The sequence below is a fragment of the Bradyrhizobium iriomotense genome, from assembly GCF_030160715.1.
GTDB classification, from domain to species: Bacteria; Pseudomonadota; Alphaproteobacteria; order Rhizobiales; family Xanthobacteraceae; genus Bradyrhizobium; species Bradyrhizobium iriomotense.
On record NZ_BSOW01000001.1, the window covers coordinates 48,052 to 66,012 of the forward strand.

General features: G+C 63.9%; 14 protein-coding genes. 13 read left to right on the forward strand and 1 reads right to left on the reverse strand.

Annotated features, from left to right (window positions below; genetic code table 11):
* The first annotated feature begins 11 nt into the window (after nucleotides 1-11).
* Genes QQL28_RS00250 through QQL28_RS00270 form a run of 5 tightly spaced genes read left to right on the forward strand, consistent with a single transcriptional unit; the run spans nucleotide 12 to nucleotide 8,967 of the window.
* A complete protein-coding gene (locus QQL28_RS00250; protein ID WP_284260032.1) occupies nucleotides 12-2,408 on the forward strand; it encodes a hypothetical protein in 2,397 nt (798 codons plus the stop codon).
* A gap of 5 nt (nucleotides 2,409-2,413) precedes the next feature.
* On the forward strand, nucleotides 2,414-3,787 hold the full coding sequence (locus tag QQL28_RS00255; RefSeq protein WP_284260033.1) for a radical SAM/SPASM domain-containing protein: 1,374 nt from the start codon (nucleotides 2,414-2,416) through the stop codon (nucleotides 3,785-3,787).
* On the forward strand, nucleotides 3,780-5,186 hold the full coding sequence (qhpG, locus tag QQL28_RS00260; RefSeq protein ID WP_284260034.1) for a flavin-dependent monooxygenase QhpG: 1,407 nt from the start codon (nucleotides 3,780-3,782) through the stop codon (nucleotides 5,184-5,186). The genes QQL28_RS00255 and qhpG overlap by 8 nt, the downstream gene beginning before the upstream one ends.
* Nucleotides 5,183-8,545: an AAA family ATPase gene (locus QQL28_RS00265; protein WP_284260035.1), complete on the forward strand. Its 3,363-nt coding sequence runs from the start codon at nucleotides 5,183-5,185 to the stop codon at nucleotides 8,543-8,545. The genes qhpG and QQL28_RS00265 overlap by 4 nt, the downstream gene beginning before the upstream one ends.
* Before the next feature lie 20 nt (nucleotides 8,546-8,565).
* Entirely contained in the window at nucleotides 8,566-8,967 is a 402-nt protein-coding gene (locus QQL28_RS00270; RefSeq protein WP_284260036.1) for a YybH family protein, read from the forward strand.
* Nucleotides 8,968-9,007: 40 nt separating this feature from the next.
* Here the strand turns inward: QQL28_RS00270 and QQL28_RS00275 are convergent, their stop codons facing one another.
* Nucleotides 9,008-9,907, reverse strand: coding sequence for a LysR substrate-binding domain-containing protein (locus tag QQL28_RS00275; protein WP_284260037.1), 900 nt, complete (start codon nucleotides 9,905-9,907; stop codon nucleotides 9,008-9,010).
* Nucleotides 9,908-10,178: 271 nt separating this feature from the next.
* Between QQL28_RS00275 and QQL28_RS00280 the strand changes: the two genes are divergently transcribed.
* Genes QQL28_RS00280 through QQL28_RS00315 form a run of 8 tightly spaced genes read left to right on the forward strand, consistent with a single transcriptional unit; the run spans nucleotide 10,179 to nucleotide 17,954 of the window.
* Entirely contained in the window at nucleotides 10,179-11,213 is a 1,035-nt protein-coding gene (locus QQL28_RS00280) for an ABC transporter substrate-binding protein (RefSeq protein ID WP_284260038.1), read from the forward strand.
* A 4-nt stretch (nucleotides 11,214-11,217) separates the two neighbouring features.
* Nucleotides 11,218-12,261, forward strand: a complete 1,044-nt coding sequence (locus QQL28_RS00285) for an ABC transporter ATP-binding protein (RefSeq protein WP_284260039.1) — start codon at nucleotides 11,218-11,220, stop codon at nucleotides 12,259-12,261.
* A complete protein-coding gene (locus QQL28_RS00290; RefSeq protein WP_284260040.1) occupies nucleotides 12,258-13,145 on the forward strand; it encodes an ABC transporter permease in 888 nt (295 codons plus the stop codon). Before QQL28_RS00285 ends, QQL28_RS00290 begins: the two co-directional genes overlap by 4 nt.
* Nucleotides 13,142-13,948 (forward strand): ABC transporter permease, encoded by an 807-nt coding sequence (locus QQL28_RS00295; protein WP_284260041.1) that lies wholly within the window; start codon nucleotides 13,142-13,144, stop codon nucleotides 13,946-13,948. The genes QQL28_RS00290 and QQL28_RS00295 overlap by 4 nt, the downstream gene beginning before the upstream one ends.
* Before the next feature lie 8 nt (nucleotides 13,949-13,956).
* Nucleotides 13,957-15,093 (forward strand): NAD(P)/FAD-dependent oxidoreductase, encoded by a 1,137-nt coding sequence (locus QQL28_RS00300; RefSeq protein ID WP_284260042.1) that lies wholly within the window; start codon nucleotides 13,957-13,959, stop codon nucleotides 15,091-15,093.
* A gap of 31 nt (nucleotides 15,094-15,124) precedes the next feature.
* On the forward strand, nucleotides 15,125-15,421 hold the full coding sequence (locus tag QQL28_RS00305) for a (2Fe-2S)-binding protein (protein WP_284260043.1): 297 nt from the start codon (nucleotides 15,125-15,127) through the stop codon (nucleotides 15,419-15,421).
* Nucleotides 15,418-16,836: an FAD/NAD(P)-dependent oxidoreductase gene (locus QQL28_RS00310; RefSeq protein ID WP_284260044.1), complete on the forward strand. Its 1,419-nt coding sequence runs from the start codon at nucleotides 15,418-15,420 to the stop codon at nucleotides 16,834-16,836. Before QQL28_RS00305 ends, QQL28_RS00310 begins: the two co-directional genes overlap by 4 nt.
* Nucleotides 16,833-17,954 (forward strand): NAD(P)/FAD-dependent oxidoreductase, encoded by a 1,122-nt coding sequence (locus tag QQL28_RS00315; RefSeq protein WP_284260045.1) that lies wholly within the window; start codon nucleotides 16,833-16,835, stop codon nucleotides 17,952-17,954. The genes QQL28_RS00310 and QQL28_RS00315 overlap by 4 nt, the downstream gene beginning before the upstream one ends.
* Nucleotides 17,955-17,961: the final 7 nt, after the last annotated feature.

Consider the following 17,961-nt stretch of genomic DNA (forward strand, 5'->3'; position numbering starts at 1 on the left):
GGGCTAGTTCGATGACGATCACCAGAATTGCGATCCTGCCGCCTTTAGCCTTTGCGCGTTTTGGCTCGCACCCGGAACCGGTCGACAGTTACACGCTTGAATCGCCGAAGGCGGACGATGACCCGCTCGGGTATCGTCGTATCGTGCCCGAGCCGACGTTTCAGGTTTCGGCGGACGGCGAGATCACGGGGGAGAAGACGCCGGAGACAATCATTTTCAAGCAGGACGGCAAGGTCCGCCCGGTGGCGCCGTTCTTCGAACTGTGGGGCGAACTTGATGACGGCCGTTTTGTCCACCTCGATCAAGACATGTTGAGGAAAGCCAAGCTGGAATGGCGCATCGAGGTCGAAAATCGCAAGGTGTTCCGGCGCACCAACAACGAGCTGGATAAAGTCAAGGCAGAAACCAAGTGGTTTTCAGACCATGCGGTTCAGAAGCTTGAGGGTACGTGCAAAAACTTTGTCGCCGACGCTTCGATCGACTTCGGCGAGGTGCGCTACATCAAGCCCAACAAGAAGTATCCTCACATCCGCTTGCGCTTCACGCCGGCGGCCGGGCGCATCTACGGCCCCGAGCAGCCCCCGGATCACCAGCTGGACGAAACGTTCCTGGCTGCGCGCGTTTACAAATACTCGGGTGAGGATGCCAAGCCAAAGTCCAAGGCCAAGGACGAGTTCAAGTCTTGGGTGCTTTGGGAGCATGAAGGCGGGGAGGCGAAGGAGCACGATATCGATACCGTGCCCCCCGATCTGTTCGCGATCATTCCGCCTGCGCCGCCATGGCTCAAGCAGAAGAAGGCCCAGAGTCGAGGCTATTTCGATGATGCCTGCGACGGGTTCGTGCGAGCGAAACTCACAATATCCGGCAAGACTTTACGCGCAAAGGCGCGCATCGGCGTCGCGCCACCGCATTACGCGCCCGACACGTTGTTTGTTCGCAATCTTCTTGACGATCTCGAACAGGCGCGCGAAGGCGTCGAGATCGCAGGCGATTCGCGCGAGCGCGCTTTGGAGGTCGTGCGGCGGGCGTTCGAAACCGTCCGCTTCATGAACGTCGCCGTCATGAACGGCAATCCATTCAGAGGTCGCGACGGCATCGACCTCGATACCATGCCGGCCGAAGAGGCGTTCGGCAATCAACGCCCACTGCGGCCCGTGTTTTCGCCACCTGCGGCGGACACGCACGCCATCATGGCATTGCATCAACGCGTCTTCGCTGCTGTGACGAGCGGGAGCGTCGCCTGGTTCGCAAAGCTGCTTCGGCAGCCCGAAGAGGTCGCCGATCTGACCGATGACGGACGGCGCAAGATGCCGGCGCTCATGTGTGGCGCCGACAGTAATTATCTCGCTTTGACGCGCCGACAGATCAAGGCGATCGAAAAGATCGGGCCGCCAAAGATGGCCGCGTCGAAGGATGTTCCTTCCTCATCGTCGGAGGCGCCCCCGGCATCGAAGGACAATTCGCGCCAGGGGGCCAAGCAGGAGCCACCTCCGCCTTTGCAAACAATCGACGCGGATAGGCTTGTCCGGCTGCGCCCGGTGAATAAGAGCGCAGAGCTGCTGTACAAGGCGGCGGGCAATCCAATCAGTTCACACCCGATCACGGCCATCGGCAACTGCTGTCCAGGCCTCGAGTTCGATTTTCGTGCGGTCTGGCGCCGGCTGTTTGCTGGAATCACGCTGGTCGAGCACGACAACCTGGTCGTCGACGCCGATCCTGAGTTTCGGCAATTGCGGGGACGCCGGCTGCTCATGATAGATGGTCACAAGGTAGTCACCAGGATCAAGGGACCAAAAACATCGAACCCGATTGGCTCGGCCGTCGAAACCAACGAGGACAACCCGCAGGGCGTGATTTGCATGGAGTGGTCGAACAGTCTTGCGCGCGTTCTGACTGACAAGGCGGGTGAAAAGGTCACCTGTGTTTTTAGTGACGAAAAATGGGGCCCTCGCACTGCTCTGCGCAAATATCCTGAAGGTGACCCCGATGAGGACTCCGAGGAAACCGAGAATCCCGAATATCAGGTGAAGACAATTGAGCGGCAATTAAAGATCCGCAATTTCTTTGAAGACGGCTCGGCGGTCGTTTCGGAAACGCTGGCGGAAGCGGGCGAGTTGACCCAGGGCTTGTGCTCGCCCTGGCAGAACGATTTTCGCGAATGCTCCTGCTACTACTGGGCCTCCAGCCGGCCCGACTATGTCAATGTCACCATCGGGCCGGACGGGACGAGCCGCGGCGACAATTGGCTGCAGAAGGAACGCACCGGCGACTACCTTCCGGACGATTACCAGGACTCGCGGCTCATCATGTACGACGACCTGTTCAAGGAATGGGAGCGCATCCTTAAATTCCAGGTGGGGGGACGGGACTACAAGCCCGATGACTCTGAGCTCCCGAAGAAAAAGTGATCCCCATGGGCATGGACACGTTTGCAATGCCCTCAGCCGTCGCGACGCGTTTCATGGCCGCCGGCGCGCCGCGCTCACCCGACATCCATCTGCTTGAAAGCGAGGCCGGCCATCATCTGTTCGTGGCCAACGGCAGCCGGCTGTTCGACGTCGAGCCTGACCTGTTCGCCCGCCTCGGCGCCGCGATCGCGGCCGACCGGGTGAGCGAGGTTTTGTCCAGTATCGGCATCGGCGAGCCGCCGTTGATCGACGATGCGCCGCTTCCCGCGCCGGCGATTCATGCGCTTTCGTTGGCGATCGCACAGAAATGCAATCTCGGCTGCACCTATTGTTACGCCCAGCAAGGCGAGTTCGGCGGGACCGCCAAGAACATGGAGCTTGGTGAGGCACTTCGCGCGGTGGACCTGCTGGTGGGTACCGCCCAACCGGGGGCCCGCCTCAATCTCGCGTTTCTCGGCGGAGAGCCGCTGGTCAATCGCAAAGTGTTGCAGGCCGCCACACGGCACGCCGTGGAGCTTGCCGAGGGCCGCGAGGCGAAGATCACCTTCTCGATCACTACCAACGGTACGTTGCTGAGCGAGGACGACGGGCGCTTCTTCGAGGAGCATGGTTTTGCGGTCACCATCAGCATCGATGGCCCGCGGGAGGCCCATGATGCCCTGCGTCCTTTCAAAGGCGGCGGCGGCAGTTATGACGCCGTGATGAAACGCGTCGCGCCGCTTTTGAAGATGCAGCGAAGGATGCAGGTTTCGGCGCGGGTGACGGTGACGCCCCGAAACCTTTCCCTGCGCCGGACGCTCGACACGTTTATTGCCGCCGGCTTTCACAGCGTCGGCTTTTCCCCCGTGCTGAACGCGCCCAACGCCGAAGGCGAAATGCAGTCCGGGGATCTCGAACTCATGCTGGGGGAAATGATCGATTGCGGGCGGGAGTTCGAGCGCGCTTCGCGCAGCGGCCGGCGCTATCCCTTCGCCAACATGGTCAATGCGATGCGGGAGATCCACCGCGGAACGCATCGCCCCTATCCCTGCGGCGCAGGCGCCGGCTACCTCGGCGTGTCCGCCGAAGGCGAACTTTCCGCCTGCCACCGTTTTGTCGGAGATGAGATTGGCGCGATGGGCTCGCTCGACGACGGCGTTGACCTTTCTCGCCAGGCTGACTGGCTTGCAACGAGACATGTCCACCGGCAGGAGCCCTGCAAATCCTGCTGGGCGCGCTATCTCTGCGGCGGGGGCTGCCACCACGAAGTCATCCGGCGCGGGCGGCCGGCTTGCGACTACATCCGTGCCTGGCTGCATTATTGCCTTGAGGCCTATTTTCGGCTGTCGTCCGACCCAGGAACGGCTAGGCTCGGCCTGACAGGATCGGACCATGGCTGACATCTGCGTCATCGGAGCGGGGCCTGCCGGCAGCACATTCGCTGCGCGAATGGCCCAACTCGGACATCAGGTTCATCTGATCGAACGGAAGCCATTCCCGCGCAGGCATCTGGGCGAGTCCTTGAGTCCCGGCGTAATGACGCTGCTCAGGGCGGCCGATATGCATGAGACGGTGGAGGCGGCGGGTTTTCCCAGAGTGAAAGGTGTCTGGGTAAAATGGGCCGACGGACCGCAATTCCGTGAGGATACCAGAGAGGAACGCCTCCTGGTCGACCGCGGCGAGTTCGATCTGCGCTTGCTGGAGCGCGCGCGGGCCTTGGGGGCGCGGGTTCATCAACCCGCGCATGTCCTCGAACAAGTTTGGGACGGCGCGAAATGGCGGCTGACCCTCGACGCCGACGGTACCTCCAGGCATCTAACTGCCGACTTCGTGGCCAATGCCAGCGGACGGCGCGGCGTTTCACCACGCCGTCAAACCAGGACCGGTGCGTCCACGCTGGCGGTGTATGGCTATTGGCGCGGCGCAAGCGGGCGGACCGCGCCGTGGATCGAGGCGGGCGAGGACGTTTGGTATTGGGGCGTTCCCTTGCCCGATGGAACCTATAATACGCTGGTGTTTGTCGATCCCGACCGGTTCAGGTCGGCTCCGGGCTCCAATCTGTCGGAGCGCTTTCTGGGGCTCATCGATCGCTCCGGTCTGATGGCGGACTGTCGCGACGCCGAGCTCGTCGCCCCCGCGCGCGCCATCGACGCGACGCCCTATCTCAGCAGCGACTGTGTGGCGCCAACACAAATTCAGTTAGGGGACGCGGCGCTTGCTATCGATCCGATTTCATCGAGTGGTGTTCAAAAGGCGATCCAGACCGCGCTTTCCGGCGCCATCGTCGCCAACACCCTGCTGGGCCGGCGCGAAATGACCGCCGCCGCTCTGGAGTTTTATGGCGCGCAGCTGAGCGATGCATCGGAGCGACACCGCCGCTGGACCGCCGAGCACTATCGCGCTGTCGCGGATCAATGCGATCGCCCGTTCTGGCGCCAACGCTCGGCCCCGATCGAGACGAGGGAACTCCCACCGCTTCCGGCATTCGACGCCAGCGCTTTGGCAATGACGCCCGTCGAGCTGTCGCCCGAACTGGAGTTCGTCCGCACGCCCTGTCTGCGGGGTGACTTTGTCAGCCTCGCCTCGGCCTTACATCATCCGCGCCTTGGAAGCCCGCTGGTGTTTCTCGGGGGGCGAGAACTTGCGCCACTGCTGCAAAAACTACCGCCGGGCAAGACGCCACTGCAGATCGCGCAATTCTGGTCGAACCACATGCCGCTCAAATCCGGCATGGCGATCGCAGGCTGGCTCGTCAATCATGGCGTCTTGGTCCGACAGCAGGGCGGAGCGCCGTCATGAGAGCCGCCTCCCTCTTGGAATGGCTCAAGTCACACGATCTCGAACGCTTCATTGAAGTCTTCGAGGAAAACGAGGTTGATCTCGCGACCCTTCGGATTCTGACCGACAGTGATCTCAAGGAGCTTGGTATCCCGTTCGGGCCGCGCAAGCGAATCCTCAGTGTCCTGGGTGAGGGAAAGGCGCTCAACGAACCGGCCGCGCAGGCCGGGACGGCGACAGGTGAGCGCCGCCAGTTGACGGTACTGTTCTGCGACATGGTGGAGTCTACCAAGCTTGCCTACAAGTTCGATCCTGAAGCGCAGCAGATCATCCTTCGCGCCTACGAAGAGGCCTGCACGACCTGCGTAAATCGTTACGAGGGCTACGTCTTCAGGATGCTGGGCGATGGCGTCGTCGCTTTTTTCGGCTTCCCACTGGCGCACGAATCCGAGGCTGAACGCGCCATTCGCGCCGGGTTGGATATCGTCGAGGCCATCGCACGACTCGACATCAAAGGCGTTGAGCGGCTGCAGGTTCGCATCGGTATCGCTTCAGGCATCATTGTGGTCGCCTCCGGCGAACGGAACGCGTTCGGCGAAACCATGAACCTGGCTTCCCGCCTTCAGACGGTCGCCAAACCGGGCTCCGTCGTGGTGAGCGAAAGCGTGCGCCGGTTGGCGGCCGGGGAGTTCGAATATGAGGATCTAGGAGAGAAGGATCTGAAGGGCGTCGGCGACTCTACGAAGGTCTATCACGTACTCGGCTTGAGTGAGGCCGAGAGCCGCTTTGAAGCAGCAACGAAGCGCGGACTCACGCCCATTGTCGGGCGTGATGCAGAGCTATCGACATTGATAGAGATGTGGCGGCAGGTGAAAGAGGCGCGTTCGGGGCGGGCGATCCTGCTGCGCGGGGAAGCCGGTATTGGCAAGAGCCGAATGGTCAGTGCGCTGCGCGAACGCCTCCAGGACGAACCCGTCCAAACTCAGCTGTTTCAATGCTCGCCGTTCTTCGTCAATAGCGCTTTCTATCCTATCCGTTCGTCGTTCGAACGGGGGTTCGTTCCGGTTCGCAACAAAGGTGCGCAGATCCAGTTGGCCCAGCTCGAGGCGCGGCTCGTCAACCGACTGGGCCTCGCGCGGGAAGACATGCGCTTTGTCGCAGCGTTGCTCTCGGTTCCCTACCAGGAGCGCTACGGGGAGATTCTCGTTTCCCCCAAGGTCGCCAAGGAAGAGACGATGCGAGTGTTGATCGAGATCGTCCGGGCCGAGGCGCGCGCGGGACCTGCCCTTATTCTGTTCGAGGACGCTCACTGGGCTGACCCGACGACGCTCGACCTGCTTGGACGCTTTATCGATGTGCTGGCCGACATTCCGACTTTGCTCGTCGTCACAGCGCGCCCTGAATTTAGAGCGTCATGGACGGATCACTCTGCCGTAACCGCGATAGGTTTGGCCAAGTTCACCCCGGCGCAGAGCAGTTCGCTCGTCGCGAATGTCGTCGGGCGGAAGGCGCTGCCGCCTGGCCTTGCTGCTCAGATTGTTGCCAAGGCCGACGGCGTTCCCCTGTTCGTTGAAGAGCTGACGAAAACCATCATGGAGTCCGGCGACCTGATCCTCGAGGGCGACCGGTACGCCTATGCTGGATCGTCGGCCAACATCACGATCCCCGAGACCCTACGCGACTCGCTGATGGCGCGCCTCGATAGGGTAGAGGTGAGCAAGAAAATCGCCCAGGTGGGTTCGGTCATCGGCCGCGAGTTCAGTTATGAACTGCTCGCCGGGTTAGAGCTGAAGAGCGAGGGAGCGCTGAGCGATGGACTACGACACTTGATCTCGTCCGGGCTGGCGACGTGCCATGGGGAGATCCCCCACGCTGTGTATACGTTCTCCCACGCCCTTGTTCAGGATGCCGCCTATGAATCTCTCCTGAAAAGTCAACGTCGGAAGCTGCACGGTGATGTCGCCCATCTCCTGGAGGAACGCTGGCCGGCGACGCGCGACTCCGCCCCGGAATTGCTCGCCTTTCATCACACCGCGGCGGAGTGCTATCATGTCGCCGCGCCGCTATGGCTGCGGGCGGGCGAAGCCGCGATCGGGCGATTTGCCTTGCCCGAAGCAGTCACCCATTTGCGGACTGGCATGTCGGCGGTATCGAAGCTTCAGCCATCAGAAGCGCGCGACCTTATGGAAATCTCGCTAAGAACCGCGCTCGGGCCAACGATAGTGGCGCAGCGCGGTTGGGGGCAGGCCGAGGTCAGCGATGTTCTCAAACCAGCATGGAGGCTCGCGCAGTCGCTCAGGCAAACGAAGGCCTACTTGCCGATTTTGAACGCGTTATCGGTGCACTATATGTGCGTGGACCAGCTAACGGAATCCCTCCGCTGGGCTGACAGACTATTGAAGGCCGGGGCAGAACTCGGCGACGACGGCTTGGAAATCGTCGGACATCGCGCAGCTTCCGCCTGCCGTTACTGGCTCGGCGAATTCGAAGCGGCGCGCCGATCCGGCAATGAGGTGCACAGACTTTACGACCCGAAGCGGCATTGGGGCTTGGTGGCGCTCACCAACACTGACCCGTTCACCGGCGAAGGCGTTTATCGCGCCCAGTTCCTCTGGATGATGGGTTATCCCGATCAAGCGCTGGCGGCGAACCAGGCGACCGAGGCCAACGCCCGGCGCCGTGGCCATCCGTTCGACCTTGCCTTCGCGCTCACGCTGGGCGCCCAATTGTTCGACTATCTCTGCGATTCCGATGCGCTGCTGCAACGTACCGACGAGGCCGAACGCATCAGCAAGGAGCACGGCATCCCGTTGCTTGGCGAAATCATGGCCGAGATCAGCCGCGGGGTGGCGTGGCTGCGCAGCGGGCGTTTGGCAGAGGCCTTGACGCAGCTGGATCACGGTATCGAGCGTCTGATGCAGACGGGGCACCGGATCTGGATCTGGTATCTCAGGGCTCTGCGCTCGGAAGCGCTGGCGTTAACCGGAGACCTCGATGGCGCCTGGAGCCTCATCGAGGAAAGTGTCGTCCGCATCGAAGCCGGCGAGGAACGGTCGCACTATGCCGAGGTGCTGCGCCTCCGGGGCCGGATATTGATCTTGAGAAGCGAACCTGACCAAGCCGAGGCGACCTTGCGCAAGTCCTTGACGGTCGCTCGTGACCAGCGCGCAAAATCCTGGGAGCTGCGCACCGCGACCACGCTCGCGCGCCTTTTGGCGAGCCGAAGCAATCAGGCTGAAGCATTTGCAGTGCTGGCGCCCGTTTATGAATGGTTCACCGAAGGGCGCGACACCAGGGATTTGAGAGAAGCCGCCCAACTTCTGGCCGAACTTCGCGGCGCCCCGCCTGCGCGACAATTCCGAACCGTTCAAAAAGCCTGAGCCTACCAGGGAGTATCACGATGTCTAAGAAACATGACGCGGAGGAAGCGGCGATCAGGGAGCTCGACAAGAAATGGAGCGAAGCGGCAACCGCAAAGAATATGGATCGTGTGATGGAGTTCTACGCCACCGACGGCTCGCTGGTGTGGCCGGATCAACCGCCCGCCCACGGACACCCAGCCATCCGCGCCAGTTGGGAAGCAATCTACAAGGCGGCGCCCGACATGTATCTGGATTTCAGGCCCACACGCATCGATATCGCGAGCGGAGGCGATATGGCTTCTGACTTCGGCCTGGTCCATTTCGCGCCGGATGCGAAACCCAATGATCCCAAGAACACCGCAAAGTACCTCGTGGTCTGGAAGCGCGAACACGGTGCCTGGAAAGTGCTTTACGATAGCTGGAACCGGAACGCGCCGTAAAAAGACCGTGCATGATCGATCCTGAGTCCCGTCTCTCGGATCACCCCTCTATCTCCTCCAGCGCGCGCCGTAGCGCCTCGACCAGATCGAGCGCTACCGGCGAGGGGCTGCGCTGGGCGGGAAAGACCGCGGAGAATTCGAAGTCGATGCGTGGCAGGAAGCGGCGCACGATGACTCCGCGGGTCGAAAATTCCTGAGCGGTGAAAGGATCGCAGATCGCGACCCCAAGCCCCGACGACACCATTCCGCACATGATCTCCGACAGCGTGGTCTCGACGCGCAGCACGCGGCGGACGTCGCTGCGGTGGAAGACCTGGTCGACGAGGTGCCGGCTCGCCGATCCCGCCGAGAGCGAGATGAACGTCTCGCCCTCGAAATCGCGCGGCTCCAAGACTTCCTTGTCCGCGAGACGATGTCCGGCCGGCAGCACCGCGACGCGCGCCAGCGCCGGCAGCCGCAGGCTCGGCAGGCCGGAATGGGCGATCGGCACCTCGGCAAAGCCGATGTCGCACTGATTGTTCAGCACCCAGTCGACCACGATCGGCGAGATCACGCCGAAGAAGGCGAGGTTGAGGTTGGGCCGCTCTTTCAGGAAATGTCCGGCGAGCCGCGGCAGGTAACCGTTCGCGAGCGCCGGGAGCGCTGCGATCCGCAATGAGCCGGTGCGACGGCCGCGGATCTCCTCGGCGGCGGCGGTGATGCGTTCGAGGCCGACGAAGGACCGCTCGACTTCGGTGTAGAGCGCAGTTGCGGCCGCGGTCGGCACCAGGCCGGTGCCGCGCCGCTCGAACAGCTCCATCTTCAGCAGCGCCTGGAAATCGCGGAGCAACCGGCTGACCGCCGGCTGCGTCACGACCATCAGCTTCGCGGCCTCGGTCACGCTGCCGGTCAGCATCATCGCGCGGAAGGCTTCCACCTGCCGCGAATTGATCCGCGCCATCCAGTTCTCTATTCATAACATTTCGGCATGCAGAGGGTGCCATTATTCATTGGACGATGGAAGTCTCGCTCTGCGATCTTTTTCATCAGTGCTGGAGACAGCCCGCTTTTTCGGCAGATCGGGGCCCAAAGCCCGCCGGTCGCACCAAAATCCGCGAGCAGGGGCCGGAGCCCTGTTCGGATCGGTATTTTGCGCCGAGGGGAACGCGGGTGCGCTTCGGCCGTCTGATCGACGACACGTCACCTCATCCCGGTATTGGAGATTGGTCCTTATGAAGACTCTCAGCCTTCTCACAGCGGTCAGCATCGCGGCGCTCGCCGCTGCGCCGTCGGTCGTCTCGGCACAGCAGAAGACGCTCTATGTCGCCGGCTATGGCGGCTCGTTCGAGAAGACGATCCGCGACGAGGTGATCCCGAATTTCGAGAAGGAGAACGGCGTCAAGGTCGAATACGTCGCCGGCAACTCGACCGACACGCTGGCAAAGCTCCAGGCGCAGAAGGGCAATCAGCAGATCGACGTCGCGATCGTCGACGACGGTCCGATGTACCAGGCGATCCAGCTCGGCTTCTGCGGCAAGCTCGATGGCTTGCCCGCCGATCTCTATGACGCCGCGCGCTTCAAGGACGATCGTGCCGTTGCGATTGGTCTCGTCGCCACCGGCTTGATGTACAACACCAAGGTGTTTGCGGAGAAGGGCTGGGCGGCGCCGACCTCGTGGAACGATCTGAAGGATCCGAAATACGCCAAGCAGCTCGTCATCCCGCCGATCAACAACACTTACGGCCTGGAAGCGCTGGTGATGCTCGCCAAGATGAACGGCGGCGGCGAGTCGAACGTCGATGCGGGCTTCAAGATCTTCAAGACCGACATCAATCCGAACGTGCTCGCCTATGAGCCGTCGCCGGGCAAGATGACCGAGTTGTTCCAGTCCGGCCAGGCCGTCATCGCGGTGTGGGGCACGGGCCGCGTGCAGAGCTTTGCCAACACCGGCTTCCCCGTCGACTTCGTCTATCCCAAGGAAGGCGCGGCGACGTTGCTTACCACCGCCTGTCCGATCGCCAAGCCCACCACCTCGCCGTTGGCGGGAAGCTTCATCAAGATGCTGCTCGATCCGAAAATCCAGCTCGTGATGCTGAAGGACTATGGCTACGGCCCGGTGCTGAAATCGCTCGTCGTGCCGCCGGAGCTCGGCAAGATGGCGCCAATCGGCGAGCGCGCGGCAAAGCTCTATAACCCCGACTGGACGGTCATCAACGAGAAGCGCGAGGAGTGGACCAAGCGGTGGAACCGCGAGGTCGAGCGCTAACGCGATGGCCTTCCTCGAGCTCGATGGCGTCGGCAAGCAGTTCGGCTCGCAAACCGTCGTCGACGATTTCAGCCTTGCGGTGGAAAGGGGCGAGTTCATCTCGTTCCTCGGTCCCTCCGGCTGCGGCAAGACCACGACGCTCCAGATGATCGCGGGCTTCCTCGAACCGTCGCGCGGCGCGATCCGGCTCGAGGGGCGCGATCTGACCAAGGTGCATCCGGCGAAACGTGGCCTCGGCATCGTATTCCAGAGCTACGCGCTGTTCCCGCACATGACGGCGGCGGAGAACGTCGCCTTTGGCCTCGAAATGCGCAACGTGAAGCGTAACGAGCGCGCGAAGCGCGTCGGCGCGGCGCTGGCGATGGTCGGCCTCAAGGGTTTTGAGGAGCGCTATCCGCGGCGCATGTCGGGCGGCCAGCAGCAGCGCGTTGCGCTGGCGCGTGCGCTGGTGATCCAGCCGAGCGTGCTGTTGCTTGACGAGCCGCTGTCGAACCTCGATGCCAAGCTGCGCGAGGAGATGCAGATCGAGCTGCGGCAGATCCAGCGCACCATCGGCACCACTACGATCCTCGTCACCCACGACCAGAACGAGGCGATGTCGCTGTCCGACCGCATCGTGGTGATGAGCCAGGGCAGGATCGAGCAGATCGGCACGCCGCAACAGACCTATGAGCGGCCGGCCTCGGCCTTCGTATCGCAATTCCTCGGCAAGACCAATGATTTCGCAGCAAACGTCGATCGGACGGCTCAGCCAGCCCGGCTTGTCGCCGGCTCCTGGCACGCGCCGGCACCGGTCGGCGTGACTGATACGGTGACGATCAGTCTCCGCCCCGAGCGGATCAGCTTTGCTGACTCAGGGTTAGCTGCGAAAATTGTCACGCGGATTTTCCAGGGCAATCACTGGCTGTTTCAGTGCGAGACCGAATGCGGGCCGGCGATCGTGATCCGGCAGAATGACGGCTCGCCGCAGCCCGGCGAAGGCGAGGCGGTCCGTCTTGATTGGCGCGTGGAAGACATGAGCCTGCGCGCGAGCGGAGGCGCTGCATGACTGCCGCCGCCGATACATCGACACAGACTGCCGAGACGCGTGCGTCCTGGGCGCTGACGCTGCCCGCGCTGATGCTGTTCGTCGGCGTGCTGGTGATCCCGCTTCTCATGACCGTGATGCTCTCGTTTCACGACTGGGGCCAGTACAAGGGCATCGAGCCGGTCTTCATCCTCAAGAACTGGCAGGAGATCGCGAGCGATCCCTACTACGCCGAGATGTTCTGGCGGACCTTCCGCATCGCGCTGCTCGCAACGCTGATCACCGCCGTGCTCGGTGCGCCCGAGGCCTACATCCTCAACCGCATGAGCGGACGCTGGAAGGGCATCTTCCTGCTCCTGATCCTCGGGCCGCTGCTGATCTCTGTGGTGGCGCGGACCCTCGGCTGGGCGCTTTTGTTCGGCGGCAATAACGGCCTCGTCAACAAGCTGCTGATGTCGCTCGGCCTGATCCGCGCGCCCTTGCCCTTCATGTTCACCGAGACCGGCATGGTGGTCGCGCTCGCGCATGTGATGATGCCGTTCATGGTGCTGTCGGTCTGGGCCGCGCTCCAGCGCGTCGACCCGCAGATCGAGAACGCCGCGATGTCGCTCGGCGCGGGTGCCTTCACCATCATCCGTCGCATCATCCTGCCGCAGATCATGCCCGGCGTTCTGTCGGGCGCGATCATCGTGTTCTCGCTGTCGGCGAGCGCGTTCGCGACGCCCGCGATCATCGGCGGGCGGAGGCTGAAGGTCGCGGCGACGCTCGCCTATGACGAGTTCCTCAACACGCTGAACTGGCCGCTTGGTGCGGCGGTCGCGGTGCTGCTGCTGCTTGCGCTGGTGCTGATCGTCGTCGGCAGCAACGCGCTGATCGAGCGCCGTTATGCCGAGGTGTTCCGATGAGGACGAACGGCCCGCTCGCGCTCACCTTCCACGCGCTCTTCGTCGTCTTCATGCTGGCGCCGATCGTGGTGGTCTGCCTGGTCGCCTTCACGCCCGAGGGCTTTCTGTCGCTGCCGGTCAACGGCTTCTCGCTGCGCTGGTTCAGGACGATCGCGAGCTATCCGGAATTCGTGCACGCGTTCTGGGTCAGCCTCGGGCTCGGCATGGTGTCTTCTTTCGTCGCGCTGCTGTTTGCGGTGCCCGCGGCGCTCGCGATCGCGCGCTACCGATTTCGCGGCCGTGACGTGCTGGCGGCGCTGTTCCTGTCGCCTTTGATGATTCCGCATGTGGTGCTCGGCATCGCCTTCCTGCGCTTTTTCACCTCGCTCGGGCTCGGCGGTACCTTTGCGGCGCTGCTGATCGCGCATGTCATCGTCGTGTTTCCCTTCGCGCTTCGGCTCACACTTGCGGCCGCGACCGGCATGGACCGCTCGGTCGAGATGGCCGCGGTCTCGCTCGGCGCCGGCGGCTTCACGCTGTTCCGCCGCGTGACCCTGCCGCTGATCCTGCCCGGCGTGATCAGCGGCTGGGCGCTCGCCTTCATCCAGTCCTTCGACGATTTGACCATGACCGTCTTCCTGGCGGCGCCCGGCACCGAAACGCTGCCGGTCAGGATGTTCCTCTACATCCAGGACAACATCGACCCGCTCGTGACGTCAGTCTCGGCCAGCGTCATCGCAATCACCATGACGGCCCTCATCCTGCTCGACCGCTTCTACGGGCTCGATCGCGTGCTCGCCGGCAAAGGCGATCCCGGGCGATAGGAGAACGCATGCACAGGGACTACGACGTCGCCGTCGTCGGCGGCGGACTGCTCGGCTCCGCCATTGCCTGGGGGCTCGGTCGCCTCGGCAAGCGCGTCGCCGTGCTCGACGAGGGCGACATCGCCAAGCGCGCCTCGCGCGCGAATTTTGCGCTGGTGTGGGTGCAGAGCAAGGGGCTTGGCATGCCCGCCTATACCGTGTGGACAGTGCGCGCGTCGCAAGCCTGGCCCAGCCTCGCCGCCGAGTTGAAGGACCAGACCGGCCTCGACGTCTGCCTCCAGCAGAACGGCGGCTTTCATTTGACGCTCGGCGAGGACGAGTACGAGCAGCGCACCCAGCTCGTCACGCGCATGCACAACCAGGTCGGCGCGGCCGACTACAGGATGGAGATGCTAGGGGCATCCGAGGTGAAGAAGATGCTGCCGCTGATTGGCCCGGAGGTGTCCGGCGGCAGCTTCTGTCCGTTCGATGGCCACGTCAATTCGCTGCGTACCTTCCGGGCCTTCCATACCGGCTTCAAGGCATTCGGCGTCGATTATTTTCCGGAGCGGCCGGTCTCGGCGATCACGAGAGATAGCGGCGAATTCCGCCTGACGACGCCGCAAGGCGAAATCCGCGCGCACAAGATCGTGCTCGCCGCAGGCAATGCCAACCAGACGCTCGCACCGATGGTCGGTCTCTTCGCGCCGATGGGGCCGACGCGCGGCCAGATCGTGGTGACCGAACGCACCATGCCGTTCCTGCCGCATCCGCTGACGACGATCCGCCAGACCGACGAGGGCACGGTGATGATCGGCGACAGCAAGGAGGACGAGCTCGACGATCGTGCACTGAAGCATTCGATCAGCGCCGTGATGGCGGACCGCGCGCAGCGGATGTTTCCGCATCTGGCGCGGCTCAACGTGGTCAGGAGCTGGGCCGGCATCCGCGTCATGCCGCAGGACGGCTTTCCGATCTATGACCAGTCGGAAACGCATCCCGGCGCCTTCGTCGCCTGCTGCCATTCCGGCGTGACTCTGGCCTCCAACCACGCCTTCGAAATCGCGCGCATGGTCGCAGGCGGCGCGCTCGAGCCGGAGCTGGTCGGCGCGTTCTCGGCGCGCCGCTTTGGCGGCGAGGGCGCGGCGAACAACAGCGGCTACTAGCGACTTCATGGAAGGGGCCAAGAGGCATCCAATGTTCAGACGATCCGACCAGGACAAGCGTCCATCGTTGCAGATCTTCGTCGACGGCGTTGCCGTCGAGGCGCGCGAGGGCGACACCGTATCCGCCGCGCTGCTTGCCTCGGGCCGCGACGTGCGGCGCGCGACCGCGGTGAGCGGTACGCCGCGCTTGCCCTATTGCATGATGGGCGTGTGCTTCGACTGCCTCGTCACCATCGACGGCGTCGGCAACCGCCAGGGCTGCCTGGTGCCGGTCGCCGCGGGCATGCAGATCGAGATCCAGAAGGGCAAAAGGGAGATCGGCCGATGAACGCTGTTCCTCAGCGCGACGCCTACGACGTCGTCGTGATCGGGGCGGGGCCCGCCGGCCTTGCTGCGACCGCGTCCGCGTCAGCAGCCGGCCTGTCGACGCTTTTGCTCGACGAAAACCCGGGCCCGGGCGGCCAGGTCTGGCGCGCGATCGCATCGACGCCCGTGACTGCGCGCGACCAGCTCGGTGCCGATTACTGGGCGGGTGCCGAGCTCGTCGGCGAGGTGCGAGCGAGCAAGGCCGAGATCATCCATCGCGCGACCGTCTGGAGTCTGGATCGTCATCTCGAGATCGGGATTTCGGTCGGCGGCGCGTCTGCCTTCGTCAAGGCGCGGCGCGTGATCCTTGCGACTGGCGCGCTGGAGCGGCCGTTTCCGATTCCGGGCTGGACGCTGCCGGGCGTGATGACCGCGGGCGCCGCGCAGACCATGCTGAAATCGTCGGCGCTGGTGCCGGACGGACGCACGGTGATCGCGGGGCAGGGGCCGCTGCTCTGGCTGCTCGCGGCGCAGATCCTGCGCCTCGGCGGCCGCATCGATCGCATTCTCGATACCACCGAGCGCAAGAACTATCTTGCTGCGCTGCCTCATGCCTTTGCCTTCGTGACCTCGCCTTACTTTATGAAAGGCCTTGCGATGATGCGCGAGGTGAAGGCGAAGGTACCGGTCACAACTGGCGTGACTGAGCTTACCGCGGCAGGCGAGGGGCAGCTTGCCGGCGTGAGCTATGTCGCAGGTAACCGTCGCGAGACAATCCCTGCGGACCTTCTTCTGTTGCATCAGGGCGTCGTGCCCAATGTCAATCTCGCGATGGCGGCGGGCGTCGAGCACCGCTGGGATGAGTTGCAACTCTGCTGGTCGCCGGTGATCAACGGCGACGGCGGCACGTCGATCGAGGGCATCGCGATCGCCGGCGACGGTGCCGGCATCGGCGGCGCGAACGCCGCGGTGGTTCGCGGCCGCATCGCCGCGCGTGCCGCAATCGAAGCGCTGGCACCCGCCGCCGCCGCGAAGCTCACGCCGATGACCGCGCTCAAGGCGGCCCTGGCGCAGGCCGAGCGAGGCCGCGCGTTCCTCGACACGCTGTTCCGCCCGGCGCGGCAATTCCGCATTCCCGCTGATGACACCATCGTCTGCCGCTGCGAGGAGGTGACGGCCAAGGACATCGTCGATGCCGTCGCGATCGGCGCGACGGGGCCGAACCAGCTCAAGGCCTATCGCCGCACCGGCATGGGGCCGTGCCAGGGGCGTCTGTGCGGTCTCACCGTCACTGAGCTGATGGCGCAGGCGCGTGGCAAGACCCCGCAGGAGATCGGCTACTACCGGCTGCGCGCGCCGGTGAAGCCGATCACGCTCGCCGAGCTCGCGGCGATGCCGAAGACGGACGACGACGTCAAGGCAGTGGTGCGCGGATGACCAGGCTTGCGGATGCCATCATCGTGGGTGGCGGTATCCACGGATGCTCGACGGCGCTGCATTTGGCGCTCGCCGGCATGAAGCCGGTGCTGATCGAGAAGGACTATGCCGGCCGCCACGCCTCCGGCGTCAATGCCGGCGGCGTGCGCCAGCTCGCGCGTGACGTCGCCGAGATCCCGCTCTCGATCCGCTCGATGGGGATCTGGGAGCGGATCGAAGAACTGCTCGACGATGATTGCAGCTTCGAGAGCCACGGGCAGGTTCTGGTCGCGGAGAACGAGACCGAGCTTGCGGCCTACCGCGCGCGCGTCGCCGAGCTGAACGCGCTCGGCTTCACGCATGAGGAGCTGATCGACGGCGCAGAGCTGCGGCGGCTGGTGCCCGCGGTGGCCGACACCTGTCCCGGCGGCGTGGTCTCGCGCCGCGATGGCGCGGCCAATCCTGCCCAGACGACCACGGCGTTTCGGCGCAAGGCGGAACTGCTGGGCGCAACGGTCCGTGAGGGCGTGGCCGCAAGCAATGTGCGCCGCGAGGGCGATCTTTGGTGCGTCGATGTCGGCGCCGACACCTATGCCGCACCCGTGCTGGTCAACGCCGCCGGCGCGTGGGCGGGACGTATCGCCGCATCGCTCGGCGAGCCGGTGCCGGTCGAGACCGTGGCGCCGATGCTGATGATCACGTCACGCGTGCCGCATTTCATCGACCCTGTCGTGATCCTGCGCGGCCGCAAGCTGTCCTTCAAGCAGTTCAAGAACGGCACCGTGCTGATCGGCGGCGGTCATCTGGCAACCCCGGACCAGGACCGTAACGAGACGGTGTTGGACTGGAAGAGCCTCGCCGTCAGCGCGCGCACCGTGTTCGAGCTGTTTCCGGTGATGCGCGATGCCACCATCATGCGCGCCTGGGCCGGCATCGAGGCGCGGACCAAAGATGAGCTGCCCGTTTTGGGTCCGAGCGCGCGCCATGCCGGGCTCTATCACCAGTTCGGCTTCTCGCTGCATGGCTTCCAGCTCGGCCCGGGTGCCGGCGCCGTCATGGCGGAGCTGATCGTCAATGGCGGCACCCAGACCCGGATCGGCGATCTCGGCATCGACCGCTTCCGTTCCTTCACCTCCTAGAACAAAC

Bases quoted from the DNA above. Each gene is read 5' to 3' on its own strand.
- QQL28_RS00310 (WP_284260044.1), top strand. From the start codon at position 15,418: ATGAACGCTGTTCCTCAGCGCGACGCCTACGACGTCGTCGTGATCGGG.
- QQL28_RS00280 (WP_284260038.1), top strand. From the start codon at position 10,179: ATGAAGACTCTCAGCCTTCTCACAGCGGTCAGCATCGCGGCGCTCGCC.
- QQL28_RS00305 (WP_284260043.1), top strand. From the start codon at position 15,125: ATGTTCAGACGATCCGACCAGGACAAGCGTCCATCGTTGCAGATCTTC.
- QQL28_RS00300 (WP_284260042.1), top strand. From the start codon at position 13,957: ATGCACAGGGACTACGACGTCGCCGTCGTCGGCGGCGGACTGCTCGGC.
- QQL28_RS00295 (WP_284260041.1), top strand. From the start codon at position 13,142: ATGAGGACGAACGGCCCGCTCGCGCTCACCTTCCACGCGCTCTTCGTC.
- QQL28_RS00270 (WP_284260036.1), top strand. From the start codon at position 8,566: ATGTCTAAGAAACATGACGCGGAGGAAGCGGCGATCAGGGAGCTCGAC.
- QQL28_RS00315 (WP_284260045.1), top strand. From the start codon at position 16,833: ATGACCAGGCTTGCGGATGCCATCATCGTGGGTGGCGGTATCCACGGA.
- QQL28_RS00275 (WP_284260037.1), bottom strand. From the start codon at position 9,907: ATGGCGCGGATCAATTCGCGGCAGGTGGAAGCCTTCCGCGCGATGATG.
- QQL28_RS00265 (WP_284260035.1), top strand. From the start codon at position 5,183: ATGAGAGCCGCCTCCCTCTTGGAATGGCTCAAGTCACACGATCTCGAA.
- QQL28_RS00290 (WP_284260040.1), top strand. From the start codon at position 12,258: ATGACTGCCGCCGCCGATACATCGACACAGACTGCCGAGACGCGTGCG.
- qhpG (WP_284260034.1), top strand. From the start codon at position 3,780: ATGGCTGACATCTGCGTCATCGGAGCGGGGCCTGCCGGCAGCACATTC.
- QQL28_RS00250 (WP_284260032.1), top strand. From the start codon at position 12: ATGACGATCACCAGAATTGCGATCCTGCCGCCTTTAGCCTTTGCGCGT.
- QQL28_RS00255 (WP_284260033.1), top strand. From the start codon at position 2,414: ATGGGCATGGACACGTTTGCAATGCCCTCAGCCGTCGCGACGCGTTTC.
- QQL28_RS00285 (WP_284260039.1), top strand. From the start codon at position 11,218: ATGGCCTTCCTCGAGCTCGATGGCGTCGGCAAGCAGTTCGGCTCGCAA.